The sequence below is a fragment of the Sporosarcina saromensis genome (assembly GCF_033253735.1).
GTDB lineage: Bacteria > Bacillota > Bacilli > Bacillales_A > Planococcaceae > Sporosarcina > Sporosarcina saromensis.
In genome coordinates this window covers 186,337-212,955 of record NZ_JAUBDI010000002.1, presented here as the reverse complement: position 1 = coordinate 212,955, position 26,619 = coordinate 186,337, and the positions used below count along the sequence as shown (strand labels likewise).

General features: G+C 41.7%; 26 protein-coding genes. 25 read left to right on the top strand and 1 reads right to left on the bottom strand.

What is annotated here, in order from left to right:
• Positions 1-202: 202 nt before the first annotated feature.
• The 23 genes from lepA (at position 203) to recO (ending at position 23,099) form a co-directional block, all read left to right on the top strand.
• Complete coding sequence (gene lepA, locus QT711_RS03870) at positions 203-2,026, top strand: translation elongation factor 4 (protein ID WP_317942197.1); 1,824 nt, start codon at positions 203-205, stop codon at positions 2,024-2,026.
• Between the two features lie 146 nt (positions 2,027-2,172).
• Entirely contained in the window at positions 2,173-3,306 is a 1,134-nt protein-coding gene (hemW, locus tag QT711_RS03865; protein ID WP_317942196.1) for a radical SAM family heme chaperone HemW, read from the top strand.
• Between the two features lie 95 nt (positions 3,307-3,401).
• The gene (gene hrcA, locus QT711_RS03860) at positions 3,402-4,457 is read left to right on the top strand and encodes a heat-inducible transcriptional repressor HrcA (protein ID WP_317942195.1); all 1,056 of its coding nucleotides are present in this window, start codon (positions 3,402-3,404) and stop codon (positions 4,455-4,457) included.
• Entirely contained in the window at positions 4,457-5,071 is a 615-nt protein-coding gene (grpE, locus tag QT711_RS03855) for a nucleotide exchange factor GrpE (RefSeq protein WP_317942194.1), read from the top strand. The genes hrcA and grpE overlap by 1 nt, the downstream gene beginning before the upstream one ends.
• Before the next feature lie 41 nt (positions 5,072-5,112).
• Complete coding sequence (gene dnaK, locus QT711_RS03850; RefSeq protein WP_317942193.1) at positions 5,113-6,951, top strand: molecular chaperone DnaK; 1,839 nt, start codon at positions 5,113-5,115, stop codon at positions 6,949-6,951.
• 276 nt (positions 6,952-7,227) lie between these two features.
• Positions 7,228-8,352 (top strand): molecular chaperone DnaJ, encoded by a 1,125-nt coding sequence (dnaJ, locus tag QT711_RS03845; RefSeq protein ID WP_317942192.1) that lies wholly within the window; start codon positions 7,228-7,230, stop codon positions 8,350-8,352.
• 15 nt (positions 8,353-8,367) lie between these two features.
• On the top strand, positions 8,368-9,312 hold the full coding sequence (gene prmA / locus QT711_RS03840; protein WP_317942191.1) for a 50S ribosomal protein L11 methyltransferase: 945 nt from the start codon (positions 8,368-8,370) through the stop codon (positions 9,310-9,312).
• A 2-nt stretch (positions 9,313-9,314) separates the two neighbouring features.
• Positions 9,315-10,055 (top strand): 16S rRNA (uracil(1498)-N(3))-methyltransferase, encoded by a 741-nt coding sequence (locus QT711_RS03835; RefSeq protein ID WP_317942190.1) that lies wholly within the window; start codon positions 9,315-9,317, stop codon positions 10,053-10,055.
• A gap of 16 nt (positions 10,056-10,071) precedes the next feature.
• The gene (gene mtaB / locus QT711_RS03830; RefSeq protein ID WP_317942328.1) at positions 10,072-11,412 is read left to right on the top strand and encodes a tRNA (N(6)-L-threonylcarbamoyladenosine(37)-C(2))-methylthiotransferase MtaB; all 1,341 of its coding nucleotides are present in this window, start codon (positions 10,072-10,074) and stop codon (positions 11,410-11,412) included.
• Positions 11,413-11,519: 107 nt separating this feature from the next.
• Complete coding sequence (deoC, locus tag QT711_RS03825) at positions 11,520-12,191, top strand: deoxyribose-phosphate aldolase (protein WP_317942189.1); 672 nt, start codon at positions 11,520-11,522, stop codon at positions 12,189-12,191.
• 151 nt (positions 12,192-12,342) lie between these two features.
• The gene (rpsU, locus tag QT711_RS03820; RefSeq protein WP_009496905.1) at positions 12,343-12,516 is read left to right on the top strand and encodes a 30S ribosomal protein S21; all 174 of its coding nucleotides are present in this window, start codon (positions 12,343-12,345) and stop codon (positions 12,514-12,516) included.
• A gap of 170 nt (positions 12,517-12,686) precedes the next feature.
• Positions 12,687-14,027 carry an NfeD family protein gene (locus tag QT711_RS03815; protein WP_317942188.1) on the top strand — a complete coding sequence of 447 codons (1,341 nt, stop codon included), beginning with the start codon at positions 12,687-12,689 and terminating at the stop codon, positions 14,025-14,027.
• Positions 14,027-15,040, top strand: coding sequence for a flotillin-like protein FloA (gene floA, locus QT711_RS03810; RefSeq protein ID WP_317942187.1), 1,014 nt, complete (start codon positions 14,027-14,029; stop codon positions 15,038-15,040). The genes QT711_RS03815 and floA overlap by 1 nt, the downstream gene beginning before the upstream one ends.
• 37 nt (positions 15,041-15,077) lie before the next feature.
• Positions 15,078-15,563, top strand: coding sequence for a hypothetical protein (locus QT711_RS03805; protein WP_317942186.1), 486 nt, complete (start codon positions 15,078-15,080; stop codon positions 15,561-15,563).
• A gap of 47 nt (positions 15,564-15,610) precedes the next feature.
• Positions 15,611-15,868, top strand: coding sequence for a hypothetical protein (locus QT711_RS03800; protein ID WP_317942185.1), 258 nt, complete (start codon positions 15,611-15,613; stop codon positions 15,866-15,868).
• A 16-nt stretch (positions 15,869-15,884) separates the two neighbouring features.
• Complete coding sequence (locus QT711_RS03795; RefSeq protein ID WP_317942184.1) at positions 15,885-16,949, top strand: sporulation protein YqfD; 1,065 nt, start codon at positions 15,885-15,887, stop codon at positions 16,947-16,949.
• 5 nt (positions 16,950-16,954) lie between these two features.
• The gene (locus QT711_RS03790; protein ID WP_317942183.1) at positions 16,955-17,911 is read left to right on the top strand and encodes a PhoH family protein; all 957 of its coding nucleotides are present in this window, start codon (positions 16,955-16,957) and stop codon (positions 17,909-17,911) included.
• Positions 17,912-17,978: 67 nt separating this feature from the next.
• Entirely contained in the window at positions 17,979-20,105 is a 2,127-nt protein-coding gene (locus tag QT711_RS03785; protein WP_317942182.1) for an HD family phosphohydrolase, read from the top strand.
• Positions 20,106-20,125: 20 nt separating this feature from the next.
• Positions 20,126-20,596: an rRNA maturation RNase YbeY gene (gene ybeY, locus QT711_RS03780; RefSeq protein ID WP_371389514.1), complete on the top strand. Its 471-nt coding sequence runs from the start codon at positions 20,126-20,128 to the stop codon at positions 20,594-20,596.
• A 7-nt stretch (positions 20,597-20,603) separates the two neighbouring features.
• Positions 20,604-20,954 carry a diacylglycerol kinase family protein gene (locus QT711_RS03775; protein ID WP_317942180.1) on the top strand — a complete coding sequence of 117 codons (351 nt, stop codon included), beginning with the start codon at positions 20,604-20,606 and terminating at the stop codon, positions 20,952-20,954.
• A gap of 22 nt (positions 20,955-20,976) precedes the next feature.
• Positions 20,977-21,390 (top strand): cytidine deaminase, encoded by a 414-nt coding sequence (locus QT711_RS03770; protein ID WP_317942179.1) that lies wholly within the window; start codon positions 20,977-20,979, stop codon positions 21,388-21,390.
• Positions 21,371-22,285 (top strand): GTPase Era, encoded by a 915-nt coding sequence (era, locus tag QT711_RS03765; protein WP_317942178.1) that lies wholly within the window; start codon positions 21,371-21,373, stop codon positions 22,283-22,285. Before QT711_RS03770 ends, era begins: the two co-directional genes overlap by 20 nt.
• A gap of 28 nt (positions 22,286-22,313) precedes the next feature.
• Positions 22,314-23,099, top strand: coding sequence for a DNA repair protein RecO (gene recO / locus QT711_RS03760; RefSeq protein ID WP_317942177.1), 786 nt, complete (start codon positions 22,314-22,316; stop codon positions 23,097-23,099).
• A gap of 32 nt (positions 23,100-23,131) precedes the next feature.
• Here the strand turns inward: recO and QT711_RS03755 are convergent, their stop codons facing one another.
• Positions 23,132-24,511, bottom strand: coding sequence for a glycine--tRNA ligase (locus QT711_RS03755; RefSeq protein WP_317942176.1), 1,380 nt, complete (start codon positions 24,509-24,511; stop codon positions 23,132-23,134).
• Between the two features lie 390 nt (positions 24,512-24,901).
• Here QT711_RS03755 and QT711_RS03750 point away from each other — a divergent pair, with 390 nt between their 5' ends.
• Both QT711_RS03750 and QT711_RS03745 read left to right on the top strand, forming a co-directional pair.
• Positions 24,902-25,582, top strand: coding sequence for a helix-turn-helix transcriptional regulator (locus QT711_RS03750; RefSeq protein WP_317942175.1), 681 nt, complete (start codon positions 24,902-24,904; stop codon positions 25,580-25,582).
• A 36-nt stretch (positions 25,583-25,618) separates the two neighbouring features.
• A complete protein-coding gene (locus tag QT711_RS03745; RefSeq protein ID WP_317942174.1) occupies positions 25,619-26,434 on the top strand; it encodes a pyruvate, water dikinase regulatory protein in 816 nt (271 codons plus the stop codon).
• Positions 26,435-26,619: the final 185 nt, after the last annotated feature.

Sequence of the window (26,619 nt, the reverse complement as noted above, 5' to 3'; positions counted from 1 at the left end):
AGGATATCGTATGGACGATTTTTTGTTTGCGTTAGGACAACCCTTTTTCCGAAAGCCATTCTTTATCTAATGCCATTCATCTGTTAGACTTGAGAAGCTTACATAGTATCTATAGTAGTTTGGAATTTGAAGTAAGAAAATGTAACATGTTTATCAGTTATTTGCTATAATGCAAATAGCTTATATAGGAGTGAACTGACAGATGAATCATGAAGAGAGAATGGCACGTCAAAAGAATATACGAAACTTCTCCATTATCGCTCATATCGACCATGGAAAATCGACATTAGCCGATCGATTATTGGAAAAGACTGAAACCGTTAGCTCGCGCGAATTGAAGTCGCAAACATTGGACTCCATGGATTTAGAGCGTGAAAGAGGAATTACGATCAAGTTAAACGCGGTACAATTGAAATACACAGCTAAAAATGGTGAAGATTATACGTTCCATTTAATCGATACACCTGGGCACGTCGATTTCACGTATGAAGTATCAAGAAGCCTCGCAGCTTGTGAAGGGGCAATACTTGTTGTGGATGCAGCGCAAGGAATTGAAGCGCAAACATTAGCGAATGTGTATCTAGCGCTCGATAATGACCTTGAAATATTGCCGGTTATTAATAAAATTGATTTACCAGCAGCAGATCCTGACAAAGTGAAGCAGGAAATTGAAGATGTTATTGGTCTTGATGCCTCTGAAGCTGTTCACGCTTCCGCAAAAGCGGGCATCGGTATAGAAGAGATATTGGAACAAATCGTTGAAAAAGTACCTGCTCCTATCGGAGATCCAGAAGCACCACTAAAAGCTTTGATTTTTGACTCGCATTACGATCAATACAAAGGTGTCATCGTCAATATCCGTATTGTTGAAGGAACCGTGAAACCGGGTGATAAGATCCGCATGATGGCGACAGGTAAAGAGTTCGAAGTTATTGAAACAGGAGTCTTCACGCCAAATGTTTCTTTACGTGATGAACTATCCGTCGGAGATGTTGGGTTTTTATCAGCTGCCATTAAAAATGTCGGTGACACACGTGTTGGTGATACAGTAACGAACGCTAAAAACCCAGCGAGCGAGCCGCTTCCGGGATACCGTCGAATGAATCCTATGGTATTTTGTGGATTGTATCCAATTGACTCATCGAAATACGTAGACTTACGTGAAGCGCTTGAAAAGCTCGAACTCAATGACTCTGCACTCGAATACGAAGCAGAGACTTCCCAAGCACTTGGTTTCGGATATCGTTGTGGATTCTTAGGTCTTTTGCATATGGAAATCATTCAAGAGCGTATTGAGCGTGAATTCAAGATTGACCTCATTACAACGGCTCCGAGTGTTATTTATAATGTTGTTTTGACTGATGGTACCCAAAAGAAAGTGGACAACCCTTCCATGATGCCAGATGCTCAAAAAGTGGATTATGTAGAAGAGCCATATGTAAAAGCGTCGATTATGGTTCCGAACGAATATGTTGGTTCGGTAATGGAACTTTGCCAACAAAAACGTGGAAACTTCAAAACAATGGATTACATGGATGCATCACGTGTAAACATCATTTATGAACTACCGCTCGCGGAAATCGTTTATGACTTCTTCGATCAATTAAAATCAGGCACGAAAGGCTATGCATCACTTGATTACGAGTTAATCGGTTATAAACAATCGAAACTTGTGAAAATGGACATCTTGTTAAATGGTGAGCAAGTAGATGCTTTGAGCTTCATTGTTCACCGTGATTTCAGCTATGAACGCGGAAAAGCGATTGTCGAAAAGTTGAAGACTTTAATTCCGAGACAACAATTCGAAGTGCCAGTACAAGCAGCGATTGGACAAAAGATTGTTGCTCGTTCAACAATCAAATCCATCGGTAAAAACGTATTGGCGAAATGTTACGGTGGAGATATTTCACGTAAACGGAAATTGTTAGAGAAACAAAAAGAAGGTAAAAAGCGTATGAAGCAAGTCGGTTCTGTTGAAGTACCGCAAGAAGCATTCATGGCAGTTCTTAAAATGGATGAAGAGTAAAAGGAGACGGGGGTCCGAATGGGACTCCTTTTTCTATGGAATCCGTTCATTTGTAGCAAGCGACTTGATAAGGTAAACTAATTGGATGTAGAAGATCCAACGCTATTGTTTAGACCATTAGCAGTTTAGAAAGGAGCACACTTTTTATGCGAGGCATGTACATTCATATTCCTTTCTGTCATCAAATTTGTCATTACTGTGATTTCAATAAAGTATTCTTTCAAAATCAACCAGTGGATGCTTATATCGAATCCATCGGAACGGAACTTTCGATAATGGTGGATGAAGGGCATTCATTCAACGAGTTAGAGACGGTGTTTATAGGAGGTGGAACACCGACCTCCTTATCAGAAAAGCAGTTAGAACGCTTACTTGAAATCGTTCATCAATTTGTGGATGTTCGTTCATTAAAAGAGTTTTCAACTGAGGCGAATCCAGATGAATTGACAGCAGGAAAGCTGGCGGTCTTAAAAAACGGAGGCGTAAACCGATTAAGCATTGGTGTCCAATCTTTTGATGAACAACTATTGAAACGAATTGGACGGACACATGGCGCGAATGATCCAATAAAGGTGATTCAGGATGCAAGACGCATCGGTTTTGAGAACATTAGCATTGATTTAATATACGGACTACCCGATCAAACAATGCAACAATGGAAAGAGACGCTTGACCTTGGGCTGGGACTTGACTTGCCTCATTACTCAGCGTATTCATTAATCGTAGAACCGAAAACTGTGTTTTACAACTTAATGAATAAAGGGAAATTACCTCTACCGGGAGAGGACGCCGAAGCAGAAATGTTTGAGGTCCTCATGGAAAGAATGCATAAAGAGGGCAAGCGGCAATATGAAATCAGCAATTTCTCTGTACCAGGTCTTGAATCGGTGCACAACCTCATTTATTGGGAAAATGATGAATATGCCGGAATTGGTGCTGGTGCGCACGGGTATTTGAACGGTTGGCGATATGCAAATCTTGGCCCGTTAAAAAAATACATGGGCAGTTTAGAGTCACAAGCTAGACCCATTATGGAACAACATGAAGTGACGCAAACGGAGGCGATGGAGGAAGAGTTGTTTTTAGGCTTACGTAAGCTGTCAGGTGTATCAACGCACACATTTCATGAGAAGTTCGGCAAAACGCTTGAAGATGTGTACGGAAAAGTGCTCAACGACTTAAACCAAAAAGGGTTAATTGAATTGACACCGACTCGTATTAAACTGACGAGGAAGGGAATCTTTAGGGGCAATGAAGTGTTTCAACAATTTCTTATGTAACCTCGAGTTTATCCGTTGACAGTCAATCGTCAATTTGATAAATTATGAGTAGTATTAGCACTCGCTTATAAAGAGTGCTAACAGGAGTGATGATCATGTTGACAAACAGACAATTGCTTATTTTGCAACTGACGGTTAACGATTTCATCGAGTCCGCACAACCTGTCGGGTCAAGGCAGTTATCTAAAAAACCGGAAGCGCCTTTCAGTCCTGCAACGATTCGGAATGAAATGGCTGATCTGGAAGAACTGGGTTATCTTGAAAAAACCCATACTTCTTCAGGAAGAATCCCTTCTGACAAAGGATACCGTTTTTATGTCGATCATTTACTGACACCAGAAAAATTGACAGTGGAAGACAGTGTCCAATTGCGTTCCATTTTTCAGGACCGCGTTGTAGAAACAGAAGAACTCATTCGTAATTCCGCGAAGATTATTTCTGAATTGACGAATTACACAGCAGTATTATTAGGGCCAGACATGTCCATGCACTCCGTGAAAAGGTTCTCCATCGTTCCGTTGGATGAAACAAAAGCGGTCGCAATTATCGTTACCGACAATGGGCATGTTGAAAATCGGGTTTTTGACGTGCCAAATGGTATGCGCGCATCCGATATTGAAAAAATGGTCAATATTTTAAATGAACGTCTAGTAGGAACCCCGTTAAGCTTTCTTCAAAACAAGCTTGCCCGTGAAGTGAAAATGATTTTTGACCAACATGTACACCAAGCTGGTGACTTGTTTGCTTCGTTCCAACGGGCTATGACAATCAAGCCTGAAGAACGTTTATATTTTGGCGGTAAAATGAACATGATGAAGCAACCGGAATTCCATGATTTTCAAAAGATGAAATTGTTTTTTGAAATGATGGAAAATGGCATGCCTGCTATGACTTTTTTCCAAGATGACAAACAAGGAATTCATGTACGAATTGGTTCTGAGAACAACAATAATGCAATTGAAGACTGTAGTGTCATCACCGCTAAATACGCTGCAGGTAGTAACGTAACAGGTGCAATTGCAATTATCGGACCAAAACGGATGGATTATGGTAGAGTCATTACGATGTTGGATATTTTAAGTGGTGATTTATCTAAAGCACTTGGAAAATTGTCAATAGGCGGCGACGGATTGGACAGGAGGAAAGATTGATGGCTGAAGTGACTAAGAAAGAAACAGAGGAAACCGTTTCACAACAACAGGTTCCTGAAGAGGCTGAACACGAAGTTCAACTAGAAGAAGATCAGCAACCTACGAACGGAACTGATGAAGGTGAGGACCAACTAGCTGGTGAACCTGAAGAAGTTGACGAGAAAGAGGAACGCATTCGTGAATTGGAAACAAAACTCCAAGAGCAAGAAAATAAGTTGCTGCGTGTTTTAGCAGACTTCGAGAATGCCAAAAGAAGAGCAACTCTTGATAAGGAAGCGTTAAACAAATACAAAGCGCAAAGTCTTCTGACAAACCTCTTGCCAGTATTGGACAATTTCGAACGCGCGCTTGCTGTAGAAGTCAAAGCGGAAGAAACACAATCTCTACTTACGGGTATGGAGATGATTTATCGAAATCTGATGGATTCACTGAAAGGTGAAGGATTAATAGAAATCGAAGCGCAAGACCAGGAATTTGATCCGAATTTCCATCAGGCCGTCATGACAGACAGTGACCCTGACAAAGCCTCAGGTATTGTGCTTCAGGAGCTCCAAAAAGGGTATATGTTAAAAGATCGTGTTCTTCGACCAACAATGGTTAAAGTTAACGAATAATAATTACTTGTTGAGACGCATTTATTTAGGAGGAATTTAGAATGAGCAAAATTATTGGTATTGACTTAGGGACTACAAACTCAGTAGTAGCAGTCTATGAAGGTGGAGAAGCAAAAGTAATTCCGAATCCGGAAGGCAACCGCACAACGCCATCTGTTGTAGCATTTAAAAATGGTGAAAGACAAGTTGGTGAAGTCGCTAAACGTCAATCCATTACAAATCCAAATACGATTATGTCCGTCAAAAGACATATGGGTACAGATTACAAAGTAAAAGTTGAAGATAAAGAGTACACGCCACAAGAAGTTTCTGCAATGATCCTTCAATATATGAAAGGATATGCAGAAGAATATTTAGGCGAAAAAGTAACGAAAGCAGTTATTACAGTGCCGGCTTATTTCAATGACGCACAACGTCAAGCGACAAAAGACGCTGGTACGATTGCTGGTTTAGAAGTTGAGCGTATCATTAACGAACCAACAGCTGCAGCATTAGCATATGGTTTAGATAAAACAGAAGAAGATGAAACAATCCTCGTCTATGACTTAGGTGGCGGTACGTTCGACGTATCTATCCTTGAACTTGGTGACGGTGTATTCCAAGTCCGTGCAACGGCTGGAGACAACAAATTAGGTGGAGATGACTTTGATGATGTCATTATCGACTACCTTGTACAAGAGTTCCGCAAAGAGAACGGCATTGACTTGTCAAAAGACAAAATGGCGATGCAACGTTTGAAAGATGCAGCAGAAAAAGCGAAAAAAGACCTTTCTGGTGTAACATCAACGCAAATCTCATTACCATTTATCACTGCTGGAGAAGCAGGTCCTCTTCACTTGGAAATTTCTCTAAGCCGTGCGAAGTTTGATGAATTGACTGCGAACCTAGTAGAGCGTTCAATGGTACCAACTCGTCAAGCGATGAAAGATGCTGGTTTGTCTCCATCTGAAATTGACCGCGTCATTCTTGTCGGTGGTTCTACACGTATCCCGGCAGTTCAAGAAGCAATTAAGAAAGAAACAGGCAAAGAGCCTTTTAAAGGCGTAAACCCTGATGAAGTAGTTGCGATGGGTGCAGCGGTACAAGGTTCTATCATCCGTGGAGACGTGAAAGATGTCGTCTTATTGGATGTAACGCCACTTTCCCTTGGTATTGAAACAATGGGAAGCGTGTTTACAAAATTGATTGAACGTAATACGACAATTCCTACAAGTAAATCACAAGTATTCTCGACAGCAGCTGATAACCAACCAGCAGTAGACATTCACGTGTTACAAGGTGAGCGTCCAATGGCAGCAGACAACAAAACACTTGGTCGTTTCCAATTGACAGATATTCCACCAGCACCACGTGGCGTTCCACAAATCGAAGTAACATTTGATATCGATAAAAATGGTATTGTAACTGTTAAGGCGAAAGATCTTGGAACGCAAAAAGAACAAAACATTACAATTCAATCTAGCTCAGGTCTTTCTGATGATGAAATTGATCGCATGGTAAAAGACGCTGAAGCAAATGCAGAAGAAGATAAAAAGCGTAAAGAAGAAGCAGACTTGAAAAACGATGCGGACCAACTCGTATTCATGGCTGAAAAAACAGTCAAAGACTTGGAAGGCAAAGTTTCTGAAGAAGAAGTCAAAAATGTTGAAGAAGCAAAAGAAGCGTTGAAAGCAGCAATTGAAGCAGGCAATTTAGAAGACATGCGTGCGAAGAAAGAAGCGCTTGAAGAAATCGTTCAACAAATGACAATGAAGCTCTATGAACAAGCTGCTGCAGAAGCACAAGCACAAGGTGAAAACGGTGAAGCAGGCAACCAATCGAAAGATGATGGTGTCGTAGATGCTGATTTCGAAGAAGTAGAAGATGACAAGAAAAACTAATTGATCGACCGATTGACGGAAAAGTCAAAGTCCGATATTCCGGCTTTGACTTTTTCTTTTTGAAAGATAAAGAAAGAAGTGGAGAAATGACCGCACTTTTGTCTCTTTTTTCTTACCGTGTTACAATAAAGCGAGTCTTCAACCTGTTGAGGGTTGGTAACGGGAAAATTTACGGGCAGTTGGGTTCCAATATGCATCTATTGAATTGTATGGATGCAGGAGTCTACTGCTCATTCATTTGAATAAGCAGTCAATGATTCATGGGAGAGTGGAATGATGAGTAAGCGAGATTATTACGAAGTGCTTGGCGTGCCTAAAACAGCTACAAAAGAAGAAATCAGAAAAGCCTATCGAAAACTTTCGAAACAATACCATCCTGATTTGAACAAAGAAGCTGGCGCTGAACAGAAATTCAAAGAGGTGACAGAAGCATTTGAGAACTTAAGTGACGACAATAAACGAGCACAATATGATCAATTCGGTCATGCTGGTCCAAATCAAGGCTTTGGTGGCTTTGGTGGTGGCGCTGCAGACGGATTCGGTTTTGAAGACATTTTTAGTTCGTTTTTCGGTGGTGGTGGTTCACGACGCCGTGATCCAAACGCGCCACGAAAAGGTGACGATCTCCAATATACGATGACAATTGATTTCATGGAAGCGGTGTTTGGTAAAGAAACTGAAATTGAAGTACCGCGTGAAGAAACTTGTGATACATGTTCTGGCACAGGTGCGAAAAAAGGTACACCTGTCAATACATGTTCACACTGTGGTGGTTCCGGTCAAATTTCAGTCACTCAAAATACACCACTTGGTCAAATGGTAAACAGACGGACATGTCCACATTGTCAAGGAACAGGAAAAATCATCCCTGAAAAATGTGGCACATGCCATGGTGCAGGTCGCGTAACAAAACGTAAAAAAATTAAAGTAACTATCCCTGCAGGCGTTGACAATGGTCAACAATTACGTGTGAGTGGTCAAGGTGAAGCAGGCATAAATGGTGGACCATCCGGCGATTTATATATCGTCTTCCGCGTGAGAGATCATGAGCGCTTCGTTCGTGAAGATGACGACATCTATTTAGAAGTACCAATGACCTTCCCGCAAGTTGCATTGGGAGACGAAATCGAAGTGCCAACAGTCCATGGGAATGTTAAATTGAAAATTCCTGCAGGTACACAAACTGGAACGAACTTCCGTTTAAGAGGCAAAGGGATAAAAAATGTCCACGGGCATGGGATTGGTGATCAACATGTCATCATTAAAGTGGTAACACCTAAGAAAATGACTGAAAAACAAAAGGAATTGCTACGTGAATTTGCTTCAATTGAAGGAAGTTCACCAGACGAGTTCTCAAGTTCTTTATTTGATAAAATCAAGCGGACGATAAAAGGCGATTGAAAGGGATGAATGCTGTTGAAGTGGTCTGAAATCTCCATCCATACGACACACGAAGCAACTGAAGCCGTTGCAAACATTTTACATGAAGCAGGTGCGAGTGGGGTGATCATTGAAGATTCCCATGAGCCTGATAAAATTCATGAAGATCGATTCGGAGAAATTTACGAATTGAACAAAGATGACTTCCCTGCAGAAGGGGTCATTGTAAAAGCCTATTTGCCAGTCAACAGTTTTCTAATCGAAACAGTGAAGGAAATTAGTGAATCTGTTAATGATTTAGCAGATTACGGACTTGACATTGGTATGAATATTGTAAAAACGAACGAAGTGGATGAAGAAGATTGGGCAACAGCATGGAAAAAGTATTACCACCCAGTTAAAATTTCAGAACGTTTTACAATTGTGCCCACTTGGGAAACCTACACTCCTGTGGCTTCAGATGAATTAATCATTGAACTTGATCCCGGAATGGCTTTCGGAACGGGGACGCATCCTACAACGGTCATGTGTTTACAAGCACTGGAGAAGTATGTGAAAAAGGGCGATCGTGTCATTGATGTTGGTACAGGTTCTGGTGTTTTAGCAATTGGTGCTGCACTCCTTGGGGCATCTCATGTTCATGCATTGGATCTCGATGAAGTCGCAGTCACGGCTGCAAAAGAAAACATTCATTTGAACAAAGTGCATGAAACGATTCAAGTTACACACGGAAACTTATTGGACTCTGTCAAAGAGCCGGCATCTATCATCGTTGCAAACATTCTAGCAGAAGTAATCATGACATTCTCCCAGGATGCTTTTGACATATTGCCAAATGAAGGGCTTTTCATCGTATCTGGCATTATTGCGCAAAAGAGAGACTTGGTAAAAGAAGATTTGATTGCAAAAGGATTTGAGATTGTAGAATCCGTTTTAATGGAAGAGTGGGTTGCAATTGTTGCTTCCAAAAGGAGTGCGTAACGATGCAACGCTATTTTCTGGATACTCCATTTAGTAATGAAGGAAATGCAACAATTACCGGAGAAGATAGTAAGCATATCGTAAAAGTAATGCGAATGACGGTCGGCGATACACTGATTGCTGTATCAGAAGGCGAAGCGTGCGTCGCGAGCATTATTCAGACTCAACCTGATGGGGTCACGATTAAACGGCAGGAAGGTTCTCTTCCCTTAAACGAGATGCCAGTAAAGGTGACGATCGCATGCGGTTTGCCGAAAGGCGATAAATTAGATCTGATCGTTCAAAAAGGTACTGAACTTGGGATGCATGCTGTTATACCATTTGAAGCAGAACGGTCGATTGTCAAATGGGACGCAAAGAAAGGCGATAAAAAAGTAGAACGTTTACGTAAAATCGCAAAGGAAGCAGCCGAACAATGTCACCGGACGGTTATTCCGAATGTTAGTGAACCCTTGTCGTTCAAACAGTTAATCCAAGTTTCCTCTCAATACGATGTTTGTCTTTATGCAGATGAAGAAGATGCCAAAAGTGATCGTCCGAACAAGATTGCAGAGAGACTGAAAAACGTGTATGATAAACAATCAGTATTAGTTGTTTTCGGTCCGGAAGGTGGCCTATCCAGAAAAGAGACGGCGTCAATGTCGACTGCAGGATTTCTTTCTGTTTCATTAGGACCACGTATTTTACGCACCGAAACAGCTCCATTATACGTATTGTCCGCTATGTCTTACGAATTTGAATGAAAGAGGTGAGCAGCTAGTGTCTTCTGTCGCTTTCCATACATTAGGCTGCAAAGTGAACCATTACGAAACGGAAGCGATTTGGCAACTTTTCAAAGATGCTGGATATGAACGCGCCGATTTCGAGAAAAATGCTGATGTATATGTTATTAATACTTGCACAGTTACAAATACAGGAGATAAAAAGAGCCGTCAAGTCATACGGAGAGCAATCCGAAGAAATCCGGATGCGGTCATCTGTGTGACGGGTTGCTATGCCCAAACATCTCCCGCAGAAATTATGGCGATTCCAGGAGTCGATATCGTTGTCGGCACCCAGGACCGTACAAAATTGCTTGGGCTTATCGATGAATACCGTGTTGAGCGACAACCGATTAACGCTGTCCGTAACATTATGAAGAACAGAGTGTATGAAGAATTGGATGTTCCAGCGTTCACGGATAGAACTAGGGCTTCACTTAAAATCCAAGAAGGGTGTAATAACTTCTGTACATTCTGCATCATTCCTTGGGCGCGCGGGTTAATGCGTTCAAGAGATCCAGAAGAAGTAATACGCCAAGCTCAACAACTTGTAGACGCGGGTTATTTGGAAATCGTCTTGACGGGTATCCATACGGGTGGTTACGGAGAAGATTTGAAGGATTATAACTTGGCTCGCCTTTTAAGGGACCTAGAAACAAAAGTAAAAGGCCTGAAAAGACTTCGAATCAGTTCAATTGAAGCGAGCCAACTAACCGATGAAGTCATTGAAGTGCTTCGTCAATCCTCTACGATTGTGCGTCATTTGCACATTCCGATCCAATCAGGATCCAACACGGTTCTTAAGCGAATGAGAAGAAAATATACGATGGAATTTTTTGCAGAGCGTTTGGATCGTTTACGTGAGGCATTACCTCATTTAGCGATTACATCAGATGTCATCGTTGGTTTTCCGGGAGAGACAGAAGAGGAATTCATGGAGACGTATAATTTCATTAGAGATCATCGTTTTTCTGAATTACATGTCTTCCCGTATTCAAAGCGTACCGGTACACCTGCAGCAAGAATGGAAGATCAAATTGATGAAGACGTAAAAAATGAGCGCGTTCATCGATTAATTGAGTTAAACGACCAGCTTGCGAAACAATATGCAGCTGATTTCGAAGAAGAAGTATTGGAAGTCATTCCTGAAGAGAAATACAAGCTCGATCCAGCGAGCGGCTTGTATGAAGGCTACACAGACAATTACTTGAAAGTCGTTTTCCCGGCAGATGAATCAATGGTCGGTAAAATTGTCAAAGTCAAAATTACAAAAGCAGGCTATCCATATAATGAAGGTCAATTCGTCCGGACAATAGAAGCCGAAGCCACGCTTGTTTAAAAGAAACAAACACAGTCCACTCTATATCGGGTGGACTGTTTTAATGCGTTTGCGACAAAGGTTTGCTATGATGTAAGAGGTACATACATCTTAAGGAGGGTATTGCATTGAACAAAGATTACGCAGCGTTTATCGATCATACATTATTAAAAGCTGACACGACGAAAGAGGAAATTGTTACATTATGTGATGAAGCTAGGGAATACTCCTTTGCGTCCGTTTGTGTCAATCCAACATGGGTGAAAACTGCGAGTGAACAATTGAAAGGTTCACCGGTTAAAACATGCACGGTCATCGGCTTCCCTTTAGGGGCTTCGACTTCAGAAGTGAAACGTTTTGAAACGAAAGATGCTATTGCAAATGGCGCAACTGAAATTGACATGGTTATTAATATTGGTGCCTTGCGAAGCGGGCAGGAGCAGCTTGTTAAAGAAGACATTGAAGCTGTCGTAACCGAGGCGAAAGGAAAAGCAATTGTTAAAGTAATCATTGAAACTTCCTTGCTAACCGATGCAGAAAAAAGAACAGCGTGTGAGCTTGCAAAAGAAGCAGGTGCGGACTTCGTTAAAACGTCTACAGGTTTTTCTACAGGCGGAGCAACTGCAGAAGATGTTAAATTGATGCGTGGAGTTGTCGGACCTGAAATGGGCGTGAAAGCATCAGGTGGCGTTCGTAGCTTTGAGGATATGAAAAAGATGATAGAGGCTGGGGCAACGAGAATCGGAGCAAGCTCTGGTGTGCAAATTATGCAAGGTCTGCAAAGCGATTCTGATTATTAAGTCACATGAATGGCACTAAAAAATAAGTTCCTATTTCGCATCGATATTTTGAAAGTTTTTTATTGACCATCTAGGCATTGTGCGATATAATTTTTTAGTACAAGGAGTAACACCTTGTTTCGAAGTGTGCTCGGAGGGAGGGACAAGAGATATGACGAAAACTGTCGTTCGCAAAAATGAATCGCTTGAAGATGCTCTTCGCCGCTTCAAACGTACTGTATCAAAATCTGGTACAATACAAGAGGTAAGAAAGCGTGAGTTCTACGAGAAACCAAGTGTCAAACGTAAAAAGAAGTCTGAGGCTGCTCGTAAGCGTAAATTCTAATAGCTGTCCATATGAAATAAAAACTAAGCATGTTATGCATGAAACCGGAGAATCCATTGCGATTCTCCGGTTTTTTACATTGAAAAAATTCTTGCATTCAAGTGAATCTTTTCGCCATCTTAATCGTATTAAAGGTATAATTACATATATAGAAAGAGGTGAACGTCTACATGCGTAAAATGATTGGCAAGTTTCTCCTTTTCCTTCTATTTGCTTCAGTCCTTTCCGTTCCATTTACAAGTGCAGTGAATGCGGGAGGCAATCCTGTTTATCACGTGAAACTGGATGAGTCTGTGGAAAGAGGGCTTCATGCTTATTTAAAGAGGGTTTTCGGCGAAGCGGAAGAAGCGAATGCGAAGGCGATCATTTTAGAAATTAATACACTTGGTGGATTAATCGATGCTGCGGGACAAATTGGTAAGCTTATGGATGAGACGGAAGTCCAGATCATCGCTTATGTCAATGACCGTGCGATTTCCGCTGGTGCTTACATTGCACTACATGCCGATGAAATCTATATGTCACCGAATGCCAAAATTGGTGCTGCACAGGCCGTTGATGGTGCAGGGAACGCAGCACAAGAGAAGTCGGATAGTTTTTGGAAAGCGGAGATGGTTAGTGCAGCCAATTCGTCAGGTAGAGACGCAAAATTTGCATTAGCGATGGCAGATGATTCTGTGGACTTACCGCAATACCGTGCCGGAAAAGGGCAGTTGCTGACACTAACTGCTAAAGAGGCTGCTGAAGAGGACGTGAAGTATAGTGAAGGGACGGTTTCATCATTCAATGAATTGATTGAATTGAAAGGCTTTGATGGGTCTGAAATCATCCAGACAAATCTTACCTTCACTGAAAGTTTGGCACGCTTCATTACGCATCCTGTCGTTGTCCCGATCTTACTGTCAATAGCAGGTTTAGGACTTGTTGTGGAGCTCTATTCACCAGGGTTTGGTGTTCCGGGTACCATGGCAATCACATCTTTACTGCTATTCTTATTCGGCCATCTTGTAGCAGGTTTGGCAGGTTATGAGACGCTGATTTTGTTTATAATTGGTGTCATACTCGTCATATTAGAGTTTTTCTTAGCAGGAGGGATAGCCGGAGCGTTAGGTGCGATTGCTATCATTGCAAGTATTATATTGGCGGGTGGCAACCCTGTGTATATGGCGTATTCTGTCCTTATCGCAATTGCCGTCGCTATCAGCGGGATGGTGATCTTAATGAAATTCTTCGGAAAAAAACTGCATCTCCTTAATAAGATGGTGTTAATGGATGCGACAGACACGGAAAGCGGGTATGTGTCGAACGTCAATCGGGTAGAATTGTTAGGGAAGCAAGGATTAGCGATTACACCACTTCGTCCTTCAGGTACGATTGAATTGGATGGCGAACGGATTGATGTAGTTTCCCAAGGTAGTTACATTGACAGAGGGAAACATGTTACGATAGTAAGGGTTGAAGGTTCCCGTATCGTTGTAAGGGAATCAAAAGAAAAGGGGGACAATGAATAATGGGTGAGTTATTAGGTTTAGGTGGTGTTTTCGTTCCGATTTTAATCATTATCGGAATCATCATCATTTTGTCGGTATTCTTTACGCTAGTACCAGTGACGCTATGGATTTCAGCGTTAGCTGCAGGTGTACGTGTAAGCATTTTCACATTAATCGGTATGCGCTTACGTCGCGTTATCCCAAGTCGTGTTGTTAATCCGTTGATTAAGGCACATAAAGCAGGATTAAATGTTGCGATTAACCAATTGGAAAGTCACTATTTGGCAGGTGGTAATGTCGACCGCGTTGTTAATGCGTTAATTGCAGCACATCGTGCGAATATCGAGTTATCGTTTGAGCGTGCAGCAGCGATCGACCTAGCTGGCCGTGACGTGTTGGAAGCGGTTCAAATGTCCGTAAATCCAAAAGTCATTGAAACGCCATTTATCGCTGGTGTTGCGATGAACGGTATTGAAGTGAAAGCGAAAGCAAGAATTACGGTTCGAGCGAACATCGATCGACTCGTCGGAGGTGCGGGTGAAGAAACGGTTGTTGCCCGTGTCGGTGAAGGGATTGTTTCCACGATTGGTTCTTCTGTGGACCATGCAAAAGTATTGGAAAATCCTGATTTGATTTCACAGACAGTATTGGCAAAAGGGCTTGACTCTGGAACAGCGTTTGAAATCCTGTCTATTGATATCGCGGATGTTGATATCGGTAAAAACATTGGTGCGGAACTTCAAACTGAACAAGCGATGGCTGACAAAAATATTGCACAAGCAAAAGCTGAAGAGCGTCGTGCAATGGCTGTTGCAAACGAACAGGAAATGAAAGCGAAAGTTCAAGAGATGCGTGCGAAAGTTGTCGGAGCAGAGGCGGAAGTTCCACTCGCGATGGCAGAAGCGCTACGTACAGGTAATATCGGAATTATGGATTATATGAACTATAAAAACATCCAAGCTGATACGGGCATGCGTGATTCCATCAGCAAAATCGGTGGAGACCAACAAAAGCCTGACACGACGAAAGAATGACGTTTGAGCACTTAATTCCCGGAAAGGGGATGCACAGATGGAATCATTAATTATTTTTGTGGTCATTACGATTCTTGGTATGCTCTTTAAAGGGAAGCAACCTGAGAAGAACGAGAAACCAGCGCCACGGCAACCTTCTTCACAAACGAACAGACCGGATACGATGCGTAAACTGAAAGACCTTTCACAAGAGATGGTCAAAGAGTTGCAAAGGGAGTTTCAGACAGAAGTGGATGAACCGCCAAGTCGACAAACACCTCCCATCCGTCAGGAGACACCGGCTGCTCCTAAGCCAGTCATTCCTAAGCCTGTGAAAAGTGAACAGATGTTGCCGAAGGAACGACCCGTTTTTGACCGGAATGTACCACGGGAAAGTTCTCGAGGAAGGTTATCCGCACATCAAGGAAAACACGTGTGGAATGAACAATTTAAACAACCTGACATGATTCCTAAGGACGAGCAAGACCTTATTAAAGGAATCATCTTCTCTGAAATTTTAGGACCACCAAAAGCAAAACAATAATCATCTACCCCCTATCCAAATCATAGGCTTGGATAGGGGGTTTTATCTTGAAAAAATTATTTAAAATGAACTCATCTGTCACAATTGATGAATTTGTAACAATCCGAATTACAGGGCCGTATGCACTTCTAAAACTTGGACCTGATTACGCAGCTATCCGAAGTGGTAATCATGTAATTGAAGCAACCGGTGAAGATCTTATTGTAGAAACGTTATCTGAAGAAGTAGCTGTCCTATCGTTTGAACTGATTACATCAATGTCTGTAAAAGAATTGAAAGATGGACAGGATGCTTATGATTCATAATCGGTATAACATCACAATGACAGGTAAAGTACATCCGTCGAGATTCTTGAGCTTTCTAGCTTCCTCTGGTGTTAAAGTGATTGGCTTAACAGAATCGGGTTCTGTCATCCATTTCCGCACCGATAAAAAAGGAGTCGCTTTCATCCGAAAACATCGTAGGAAATATCGGGTGAAAGTGGAAATTAGACGCAATGAGGAGCGTTCGCTTGAAAGAAGGTTGTTTACAGCGTACCGATTCCTCATTGCATGTGTCATACCCTTAGTCGCATCACTGTTTTTGTGGGACATTACGATTGAATCTGAAGTGCCTGAAGTGAATGAACGCATTGTTAAGCAATTGGAGCAGGTCTCTATTAAAAAATATCGGCCACTCTCCAAACTGCCTGACGAAGGAGAGATAAGAAGAGTGCTCATGCAAAATGATCCTTCTCTTTCATGGGTGCGTTTTACAAGATCCGGTAGTACAATGACGATTACACCGATGCTCTCACCGAAACTGAATGATCCCGTCAAAGACGATGGACCTCCTGCTGATCTTGTTGCACGGACGAGTGGTGTCATCACTGGCTTTCAATTAAGTAGAGGTGAAAGAGTGGCACGACTTCACCAAACGGTTGAAAAAGGAGACATTCTAGCGACAGGTATTTTAGAGCAAGGCGGTAAAAAGACTGTAGTTGGTGCTGCTGGGAAGGTATATGCAGATTATTGGTCCAAGTATACATTTACCATACCGAAGAAAATCGATTATGCATTGTTAGGAGAAGAGAATATTCGTTTGATATGGCAATCTCCTATCACTTGGAATTCAGGCAATGATTTTCCTTCTTTTCGGTCGTTTCTTGAAACCGAATGGCAAAGGAATGATCGCAAGGGACAATTCGAATTAGCTGAAGGGATGGAGGAAACGGTAATCATTCCTTTAATAAAATACAAAATCATGACAGAATCATCTTCAGAATTAATTATAAAGGATGAAAACATTTTACACCTGACGTTCCAAGATGATACAGTTAGAGGGACCATATTATTTTTAATGAATGAAAATATAGCGACAAAAAGACCCATACCCCAAGGAGACTGAAACTATTGAGCGAACAACAAATTCAACTTCATATTGAAGAGCCGAATGAGGCGGTAATGCTTCTTGGTATTTCCGATCAAAACATGAAATTGATTGAAGAAGCGTTACAAGTTTCAATTATTACGCGAGGCGATACAATTTCTCTAGTTGGTGACGAGCAGGCAATTGTATCGGGAAAATATTTATTAGAACAACTATTGAAAGTGATCCGTAAAGGAATCAATATAAACTTGCGAGATATTTCCACTGCGTTAGAAATGGTGAAAAACGAAACGATTGAATACTTTGCTGAACTCTATGATGAGGAAGTTGCAAGAACTGCTAAAGGAAAAGCAATTCGGGCTAAGACAATCGGGCAGCGTGAATATATCCATGCGATTCGAAACAAGGACCTAGTCTTCTGTATCGGGCCAGCAGGAACAGGAAAGACCTATTTGGCAGTTGTACTTGCTGTGCAAGCAATGAAAACGGGATCAGTCAAACGAATTATTCTAACAAGACCAGCTGTGGAAGCAGGGGAAAGCTTAGGGTTTCTTCCAGGTGACTTGAAAGAGAAAGTAGACCCGTATTTACGCCCATTGTATGATGCGTTACATGACGTTCTAGGAGCAGAACATACAGAACGACTCATGGAGAGGGGAACAATCGAAATCGCGCCTCTCGCCTATATGAGAGGGCGTACGCTCGATGATGCATTCGTCATTCTTGATGAAGCACAAAACACAACGAAAGCGCAAATGAAAATGTTTCTGACACGATTAGGATTTGGTTCCAAAATGGTCATTACGGGTGATAAGACGCAAATCGATTTGCCGCGTGGTGTAGAATCAGGTTTGAACGCTTCAGAATCCATACTGAAAAAAGTACCGGAAATCCATTTTCAGTATTTAGAGCAAGGTGATGTAGTCCGCCATCCAATTGTCGCGAAAATCATTGAAGCGTATGAAAACGAGCAGTCATAAAACTGACTGCTTTTTCATCATTTTATGCTGCGTTAGGAAGTTCTAGAGAATAGGTGGGGTTATCATTGTGTTTAAGACAGCTAAAAAATTGTTTACGTCATTAAAATTCAACTACTTTTCCCTGTTTATCATTAGTCTCGTAGCCATTGGGCTTTTTTCATTCATGTACGACAGTGTGAAACAAGAGACGTATGAGCTCCATGAATTCAAAATTTCTCCTAAAACAATCCGCTCCTTGAAAACCATTGAGGATACTGTAAAAACCGAGCAAGAAAAACGCAGGATTGAAAACGAAGTGACGCCTTTTTATCAGTTTGACGAGGAAGTCTCCAAAACGCGACAAGCGATTGCAGCAAGTCTCTTCGATTTCATCATTGAAGAGAAAAAAGCAAATATCCCGGATCCTGAAAATCCTGATAAGCTTGTTAAATCTCGATCCGAACAAATTGAAGAAGTGCGAAACAAATTTAAAAAGCTTGAAAAAGAGGAACCCGGACTACGGCTTACGGACGAAGCGATTGCGAGTCTATTAACTGCTGAAGTGTCAGATTTAACGAAAATGAAGCAGGAGATTGTTTCGATTATCGGGGAAGAGCTGTCCAAACCTGTCAGGTCTGAAGATCTTTCTGCAGTCAGATATGAAGTGGAGAGAAAACTTCGATCATCCGAAGCCGTTCCACCAGCTGAATTACAAACAATGATCACACTTGGTAGATCGCTTGTCGTTGAAACAGAAACAATCAATAAGGAATTGACCGACAAACGCATTGAAGAAGAGAAAAATGCTGTTGAGCCTACCCGTATTCTCCAAGGACAAGTCATTGTGAGGGAAGGTCAATTCATCGACTCTGAAATTTACCGTCAATTGGAATTGACTGGACTATTAACGAATCAATCCTCCTACAAACCGATGATCGGTCTTATTTTGTATGTTTTGTTCGTCTCGGCAATTATTTATTTGCATTTTGCAACGTGGCGAACAGATAATTATCAAAAAAAGAAATCATTATTAATCGCTATCGCAGTATTTTTTATTCTTGTCATTATTATGAAACTATTAAGTTTGATTGACAAAGAATTTGATGTGCAAGTCGCTTTCTTATTCCCTACAGCACTCGCTCCATTGCTTGTAAAGCTATTATTAAATGAACGGCTAGCATATATGATGACGATTGTAACGGCTGCGACTGCTGGTATTATGTTGTTAGAAGGCTTTTCAGCAATTATGCAGATGGAAATTGCCTTATACATCCTCTTTGGTGGAGTTATTAGCATTTATTTGTTAGGGAACAATGGACGAAGATCAAACATTTTACGGACGAGCCTCGTCGTTTCTGTCTCTAATATTCTATTTGTAGCTTTTTATTTACAAATGACACAATCGACGTATGATCTTTCGGAACTATCATTCTATTTAATTGCTGCTTTTGCTTCTGGTATTTTGTCTGGTGCATTGACGATTGGGCTTATGCCATTTTTTGAATCGTTTTTTGGAATTCTATCGGATATGCGGTTAATAGAATTGTCGAACCCGAATCACCCGCTCCTTAAAAAAGTCCTTACAGAAACGCCTGGAACCTACCATCATAGTGTCATGGTTGCGAATCTAGCGGATGCGGCTTGTGAATCGGTTGGTGCAAATGGATTACTGGCACGTGTCGGAAGCTATTATCATGACATTGGTAAAACTGTTCGTCCGAATTTCTTTATAGAAAACCAGCATGGTAATTTAAATCCGCATGATGAATTGCCACCAGAAAAAAGCCGTGATATTATTATTGCCCATGCGACTGATGGGGCGGAGCTATTAACGAAACATAAAATGCCGCGTGAAATCATCGATATTGCACGTCAGCACCATGGAACAAGTTTTTTAAAATTCTTTTTTGTAAAGGCGAAAGAGTTAGGGCAAGATGTTATAGAGGACGACTTCCGTTATCCTGGCCCTAAACCGCAGACGAAGGAAATTGCGATTATTTCCATTGCGGATAGTGTGGAAGCGGCTGTCCGAACGATTAAAGAACCGACACCTGACAAGATTGCAAAACTGGTGAATTCGATTATTACGAGCAAGTTGAACGATGGTCAATTTGACGAGTGTGAATTATCGATGAAGGAATTGCGAAAGGTCGAACGCGTTATTTGTGAGACGTTAAACGGCTTTTACCACAGTCGGATCGAGTACCCTGAATAATGAGGAAAGAGGGAGTTGTAATGCTCGCGATCTATTTTGAAGATGAAACGGCTAAAGTAACGGAAGATAGTATGAAGCTTGTGCAACAAGTGTTAGAACATGCTGCGGAAATGGAAAACTTAACAGGCAATCTTGAAGTGTCCGTTACATTCATGAATGATAAAGAAATTCAAGCCATCAACGCCGAATATCGAGGAAAGGACAAACCTACCGATGTCATTTCGTTTGCTTTGGAAGAAATGACAGAAGGAGAAGTCCCCATCGTTCAAACGGATGATATGCCTGTGTTGCTTGGAGATATCGTCATTTCCATTGAGACTGCAAAACGACAAGCAAGTGAATATGGGCATGATGAAAGAAGAGAGATTGGATTCCTTGCACTCCATGGCTTCTTGCATCTGCTTGGGTACGATCACTTGACGGAGCAGGACGAGGAAAAAATGTTTGGAAGACAACGAGAAATTCTTTCATCACTTGGCCTGGAAAGGTAAGAATTGTATGGTTCGTTTTTTTAAATCTTTTTACTATGCAATAAATGGTGTGTTGCATGGTTTTCGTTTTGAAAGAAATATGCAGTTTCATCTGCTAGCCGCAATCATTGTCTGTCTAGCTGGTGCTCTTACAGGCTTATCGACAACTGAATGGATGATCATCATCTTGCTGATTGGTGGTATGATGGCTTTGGAGCTCATGAATACCGCTATTGAAAGAACAGTTGATTTAGTGACAAAGGATATCCATCCTTTAGCAAAACAGGCGAAAGACGTGGCGGCAGGTGCTGTGTTGCTGTTTGCAATTGCAAGTGCCGTCATCGGTTTGATTATTTTCATCCCCAAATGGTTCGGATAAAAACTTTGGTAGAGGTGTAGTCATGGAAAAGCAAAATTTAATGAATGAAGCAAAAATAGCACGGAAGAAAGCATACGTCCCATATTCGAAATTCCCTGTTGGCGCAGCACTGATAGATACAGATGGAAACGTCTATCATGGTTGCAACATCGAAAATTCAGCGTACAGTATGACAAATTGTGCTGAACGAACAGCATTCTTTAAAGCAGTATCAGAAGGCGTCACGACATTCAAAGCACTCGCAGTCGTCGGAGACACTGAAGGTCCAGTCTCGCCATGTGGTGCATGCCGACAAGTCATTGCAGAGTTTTGCGAAGGCTCAATGCCGGTCTACTTGACGAACTTAAAAGGAGACGTCGAAGAGACGACAGTAGAGCAGTTATTGCCAGGGGCATTTTCCAAGGAGGATCTTCAGTATGCAGAAGGAAAGCAGTAAATTTACATCAGGATTCATTAGCATTATCGGTCGACCGAATGTCGGCAAATCGACGTTTTTGAATCGCGTTGTTGGACAGAAAATCGCCATTATGAGTGATAAACCACAAACAACTCGAAACAAAGTGCAAGGCGTTGTTACTACAGACAATTCACAAATGGTTTTTATTGATACACCGGGCATTCATAAGCCGAAACATAAGCTCGGTGATTTCATGGTGAAATCAGCACGTAACACGTTAAAAGAAGTGGACGTCATCATGTTTATGGTGAATGCCAATGAGCCGATTGGTGGGGGAGACAAGTTCATCATCGACCTCTTGCAAAATACTGAGACACCAGTGTTTCTAGTCATCAATAAAATTGACTTAGTTCACCCGGATGATTTGCTTACAACGATTACGTCGTATACGAAAGAATACGATTTTGCAGAAATCGTCCCACTATCCGCTCTAAATGGTAACAATGTTGAACGATTGATGGAAACATTAACAAAATATTTACCGGAAGGGCCAAAATACTATCCAGATGATCAAGTGACCGATCATCCTGAACGGTTCATCATCTCTGAATTGATTCGAGAAAAAGTGCTTCATTTGACACGTGAAGAGATTCCTCATTCCGTTGCGGTCGTCATTGAAAAAATTGCTCGGGATGAAGAACGTGACATGGTCGATGTGGCAGCTACAATAATTGTCGATCGTGATTCCCAAAAAGGGATTGTCATCGGTAAAAAAGGAGCACTGTTAAAGGAAATTGGAACGAAGGCACGTCGTGATATTGAAATGTTACTTGGTTCCAAAGTATTTCTGGAACTTTGGGTGAAAGTGCAAAAGGATTGGCGGAACAAACCGGGTCATCTTCGTGAATTCGGTTTCCGTGACGATGAGTATTGAGCAGTCAACTTGAAAAGGAGTGATGTCCTTGTTGAATAAATGGGAAGGCATCATTCTAAAAAGCATGCCATACGGTGAATCAAATAAAATTGTGACACTATACACACGGGAAGCAGGGAAGATGACCGCGATGGCGAGAGGTGCGAAAAAGCCTGCAAGCCGTTTAGCTGCTGTTACTCAAACGTTCACCCATGGCTTCTTTCTGCTTCACGCAGGACGAGGGATGGGGACGTTGGAACAAGGTGAGCCAGTCAATTCGATGCGTCATATTCGCGAAGATCTTGAAGCGACCGCTTATGCAAGCTTTGTCGTTGAATTGATTGACCGATTGACGGAAGACAAAGGGCAAGGACCGAATGTATTTGCGCTGTTACAAGACGCGTTACATGCAATGAATGAAGGGTATGACCCGGAAGCAATAGCGCTTTTCGTTGAATGGAAGATGCTTCCGGTGGCAGGTATCCATCCTGTTTTGCATCAATGTGCACATTGTAGAGCTACAGAAGGGGAATTCGCCTTTTCGTTTCAGATGATTGGTTTCTTGTGTCATCGTTGTTTCCAGATTGATCCCTATATTGTGCGTATTACACCAACGCAACTGCGTTTGATCAGGACATTTTTTACGGTTCCCATCCAGCAAGTTGGTTCGTTAACTTTAAAAAAGGCGACGAAACAATTCATGCGAAAAATTGTAAGGACGGTTTATGATGAACAGGTGGGTGTTCGCTTGAAATCGAGAGCGTTTCTCGACCAGTTGGAGCGTACGCCACAATTATTACCACAAAAAGAAAAACCGCAGGAAGACGGCGAATGACCTCTTCCTCGGTTTTTCTTTTTCTCAATTTATTAGAATGTAAGATGTTTTTCGATATAAGCTTTTACATCTGCGATTGGCATACGAACTTGCTCCATTGAATCACGGTGACGAACAGTCACTTGTCGATCTTCTTCAGAGTCGAAGTCATACGTAATACAGAATGGTGTACCGATTTCATCTTGACGACGGTAACGGCGACCGATTGATTGTGAATCATCGTATTGGACCGGGAAGTGTTTACGAAGTTCTGCGTACACTTCATCTGCCCCTTCAGCAAGCTTTTTCGATAATGGTAGGACTGCTGCTTTGATTGGCGCAAGAGCAGGGTGGAAACGCATAACTGTACGTTTGTCATCGCCTTCAAGCTCTTCCTCGTCAAATGCATCACAAAGGAATGCGAGTGTAACGCGGTCCGCACCAACGGAAGGCTCGATGCAATACGGGACATATTTCTCATTCGTTACAGGGTCTTGGTAATGGAAGTCTTCACCGGAATGTTCCATATGGCGCGATAAGTCGAAATCTGTACGGTTTGCAATGCCCCATAGCTCGCCCCAACCAAACGGGAATTTATATTCGATATCGACTGTCCCTTTTGAGTAGTGAGAAAGTTCTTCATCGCTATGTTCACGTAAGCGAATGTTTTCAACTGACAAACCAAGATCCAATAGCCACTTCTCGGAGAAGTCTCTCCAAAATTCATACCATTTCATGTCTTCTCCTGGTTTGCAGAAGAATTCCAACTCCATTTGCTCGAATTCACGTGTACGGAAAGTGAAGTTTCCAGGTGTGATTTCATTTCTGAAGCTTTTACCGATTTGGGCAATCCCAAATGGCATTTTTTTACGCATTGAGCGTTGAACGTTTTTAAAGTTGACGAAAATCCCTTGAGCCGTTTCAGGACGTAAGTAAATTTCGTTTGCAGATGAATCCGTTACCCCTTGAGAGGTTTTGAACATTAAATTGAATTGACGGATACCTGTATAGTCCATTGCTCCACAACTCGGACAAACAATTCCGTGTTCACTGATTAACGCTTCCATTTTCTCAAATGGCATACCGTCCACGACTAATTCAATGCCTTTCGCATCTAATGCATCTTCAATCAATTTATCTGCACGATGACGCGTTTTACATTTTTTGCAGTCAATCATCGGATCGTTGAAATTACCGATATGTCCGGAAGCTGCCCAAACTTTTGGGTTCATTAAAATGGCTGCGTCAAGTCCTTCATTGTAAGGAGACTCTTGGACAAATTTTTGCCACCAAGCTTTTTTTATGTTGTTTTTTAAGGCAATTCCTAGCGGACCATAATCCCAAGTATTCGCCAAACCTCCGTAAATTTCAGAGCCAGGAAACACAAATCCACGCTGCTTCGATACATTCACAATTTGTTCCATTGTCATCATAACTAATCCCTCCAATTAAAATAAGCACCCATCCCCGGACATAAAGTCCGAGGACGAGTGCATAATGACCCGCGGTTCCACCTCGATTGGTTGCAATAACAACCCACTTGAATGCATGCTAGCTCAAGGTTGCCGTTTCATGTCGTTACGGGCTTTCACTATCCCCGTTCGCTACCAAGACATTACTTATAGACCTCTCATCGCCTATTGAATTCTGTACATAGTGTAGCATGGTTCTTGAATCTCTGCAATTCATACAAATAGTGTCCAAAAAATATGAAGTACTTTGAGAAGAAATACTTCGGCTAGTCATTTGTTCACATAATCGTGACTTTCGATAAAGTGCTTTGCCGGTGCAAAAGCCATTGGGTTAGGAAATCTGATAGCAAAATGCTATACTATTCAAGGATATATTATCGAACGATTAAGGCGGTGATTCACTTGGAATTGAATAAGCGCCAGACCGAAATCCTTGAAATTGTGAAAGTGGATGGTCCTATAACAGGTGAACAGATTGCTGAAAGATTAAGTTTAGCTAGAGCGACGATAAGACCTGATCTAGCAATTCTCACTATGGCGGGTTATTTAGATGCCAGGCCACGCGTAGGTTACTTCTATTCAGGGAAAAAACCGGCACCCTCCATTGCAGATGGCATGATTGGTATGAAAGTTGGGGACTTCCAATCCATTCCGGTAGTTGTGAACGAAAATGTAACAGTTTATGATGCGATTTGTCAGATGTTCCTTGATGACGTAGGAACGCTGTTTGTTGTGGATAAATCCTCATTCTTAACAGGTGTTCTATCACGAAAAGATTTATTGCGAACAAGTCTTGGGAATACCGAGCTAGACAAAATACCGGTACATGTCATCATGACACGGATGCCGAACATCACGTATTGCAAAAAACAGGATTCCCTCATCCAAGTTGCAAAAAAGATGATGTTGCAACAAATTGATTCGCTACCAGTCGTTTCAGCGACAGAAGATGGGCTTGAAGTCGTTGGAAGGATTACGAAAACGAACATTACTGCTGCTTTTCTTTCACTTGCTGAAGAACATGATCTATAAAGTTGACCTCTGATAAAATGACAAAGGAGTGTTCCTATGACGAAATTGACATTGTTCATCGTTTCCGATTCAGTAGGGGAAACGGCCGACTTAGTAGCGAAGGCGGCAGCAAGCCAGTTCAGACATGACCTGGAAGCAGTTTCAATCAAACGTTTTTCGCATGTCGAAGATGAATCGCAACTCCGAGAGATTGCTTTTCTAGCCAAACGTCAGAATGCAATTCTCATTTATACACTTGTGAAAAGCTGCATGCGTGAAAAATTGAAAGAGGAGTGTCGGGCGAATGATTTGCAATGTGTCGATTTGCTAGGCCCTCTCCTCCTTGAAATCGGCAACTTGGTAAACGAGAAACCTTATGAAGAACCGGGGCTCGTTAGACAACTGGATGAAGATTATTTCAAGAAAATCGAAGCAATCGAATTTGCGGTCAAGTATGATGATGGCCGTGATCCTCGTGGCGTCCTAAAAGCGGATATTGTTTTAGTCGGTGTATCGAGAACGTCGAAGACACCGTTATCTCAATATTTGGCTCACAGAGGATTTAAAGTTGCAAATGTTCCCCTTGTTCCAGAAGTGGAGCCGCCAGAAGAGCTGTATCAAATTGATTCAGCTAAATGTTTCGGTTTAGTCATCTCACCAGGTGTATTAAATTCCATCCGCAAAGAGAGATTACTAGCTCTTGGTTTGAAAGATGATGCGAATTATGCACAAATCGAGCGGATTCAAGAGGAATTGCGGCATTTTGAAACTGTTGTTTCTAAAATTGGCTGCCAAGTGATTGATGTTTCAAATCGAGCAGTTGAAGAAACAGCGAATGTCATCCTCACCAAATTAGCTAGTCGTTTCCTATGAATTAATAAGGAGAAGGACCGTCCGATAAAAAAGGGTTGGTTCTTCTATTTAGATTGTGTACAATAGTGAATTGTCGCCGTTCTATAATCTTCTAGATTACATACACGGTTTTTTTATAATGTCACGAAATTTTTTTGTCGAATAAGCAGGATTTATGAAAACTATCTAGAATTCAAGTATGTGAG

Bases quoted from the DNA above. Each gene is read 5' to 3' on its own strand.
- lepA (WP_317942197.1), top strand. From the start codon at position 203: ATGAATCATGAAGAGAGAATGGCACGTCAAAAGAATATACGAAACTTC.
- rpsU (WP_009496905.1), top strand. From the start codon at position 12,343: ATGACGAAAACTGTCGTTCGCAAAAATGAATCGCTTGAAGATGCTCTT.
- QT711_RS03750 (WP_317942175.1), top strand. From the start codon at position 24,902: ATGCTATACTATTCAAGGATATATTATCGAACGATTAAGGCGGTGATT.
- hrcA (WP_317942195.1), top strand. From the start codon at position 3,402: ATGTTGACAAACAGACAATTGCTTATTTTGCAACTGACGGTTAACGAT.
- grpE (WP_317942194.1), top strand. From the start codon at position 4,457: ATGGCTGAAGTGACTAAGAAAGAAACAGAGGAAACCGTTTCACAACAA.
- QT711_RS03835 (WP_317942190.1), top strand. From the start codon at position 9,315: ATGCAACGCTATTTTCTGGATACTCCATTTAGTAATGAAGGAAATGCA.
- dnaJ (WP_317942192.1), top strand. From the start codon at position 7,228: ATGAGTAAGCGAGATTATTACGAAGTGCTTGGCGTGCCTAAAACAGCT.
- dnaK (WP_317942193.1), top strand. From the start codon at position 5,113: ATGAGCAAAATTATTGGTATTGACTTAGGGACTACAAACTCAGTAGTA.
- QT711_RS03805 (WP_317942186.1), top strand. From the start codon at position 15,078: ATGGAATCATTAATTATTTTTGTGGTCATTACGATTCTTGGTATGCTC.
- ybeY (WP_371389514.1), top strand. From the start codon at position 20,126: ATGCTCGCGATCTATTTTGAAGATGAAACGGCTAAAGTAACGGAAGAT.
- QT711_RS03815 (WP_317942188.1), top strand. From the start codon at position 12,687: ATGCGTAAAATGATTGGCAAGTTTCTCCTTTTCCTTCTATTTGCTTCA.
- QT711_RS03755 (WP_317942176.1), bottom strand. From the start codon at position 24,511: ATGATGACAATGGAACAAATTGTGAATGTATCGAAGCAGCGTGGATTT.
- QT711_RS03770 (WP_317942179.1), top strand. From the start codon at position 20,977: ATGGAAAAGCAAAATTTAATGAATGAAGCAAAAATAGCACGGAAGAAA.
- floA (WP_317942187.1), top strand. From the start codon at position 14,027: ATGGGTGAGTTATTAGGTTTAGGTGGTGTTTTCGTTCCGATTTTAATC.
- QT711_RS03775 (WP_317942180.1), top strand. From the start codon at position 20,604: ATGGTTCGTTTTTTTAAATCTTTTTACTATGCAATAAATGGTGTGTTG.
- QT711_RS03795 (WP_317942184.1), top strand. From the start codon at position 15,885: ATGACAGGTAAAGTACATCCGTCGAGATTCTTGAGCTTTCTAGCTTCC.
- hemW (WP_317942196.1), top strand. From the start codon at position 2,173: ATGCGAGGCATGTACATTCATATTCCTTTCTGTCATCAAATTTGTCAT.
- era (WP_317942178.1), top strand. From the start codon at position 21,371: ATGCAGAAGGAAAGCAGTAAATTTACATCAGGATTCATTAGCATTATC.
- QT711_RS03745 (WP_317942174.1), top strand. From the start codon at position 25,619: ATGACGAAATTGACATTGTTCATCGTTTCCGATTCAGTAGGGGAAACG.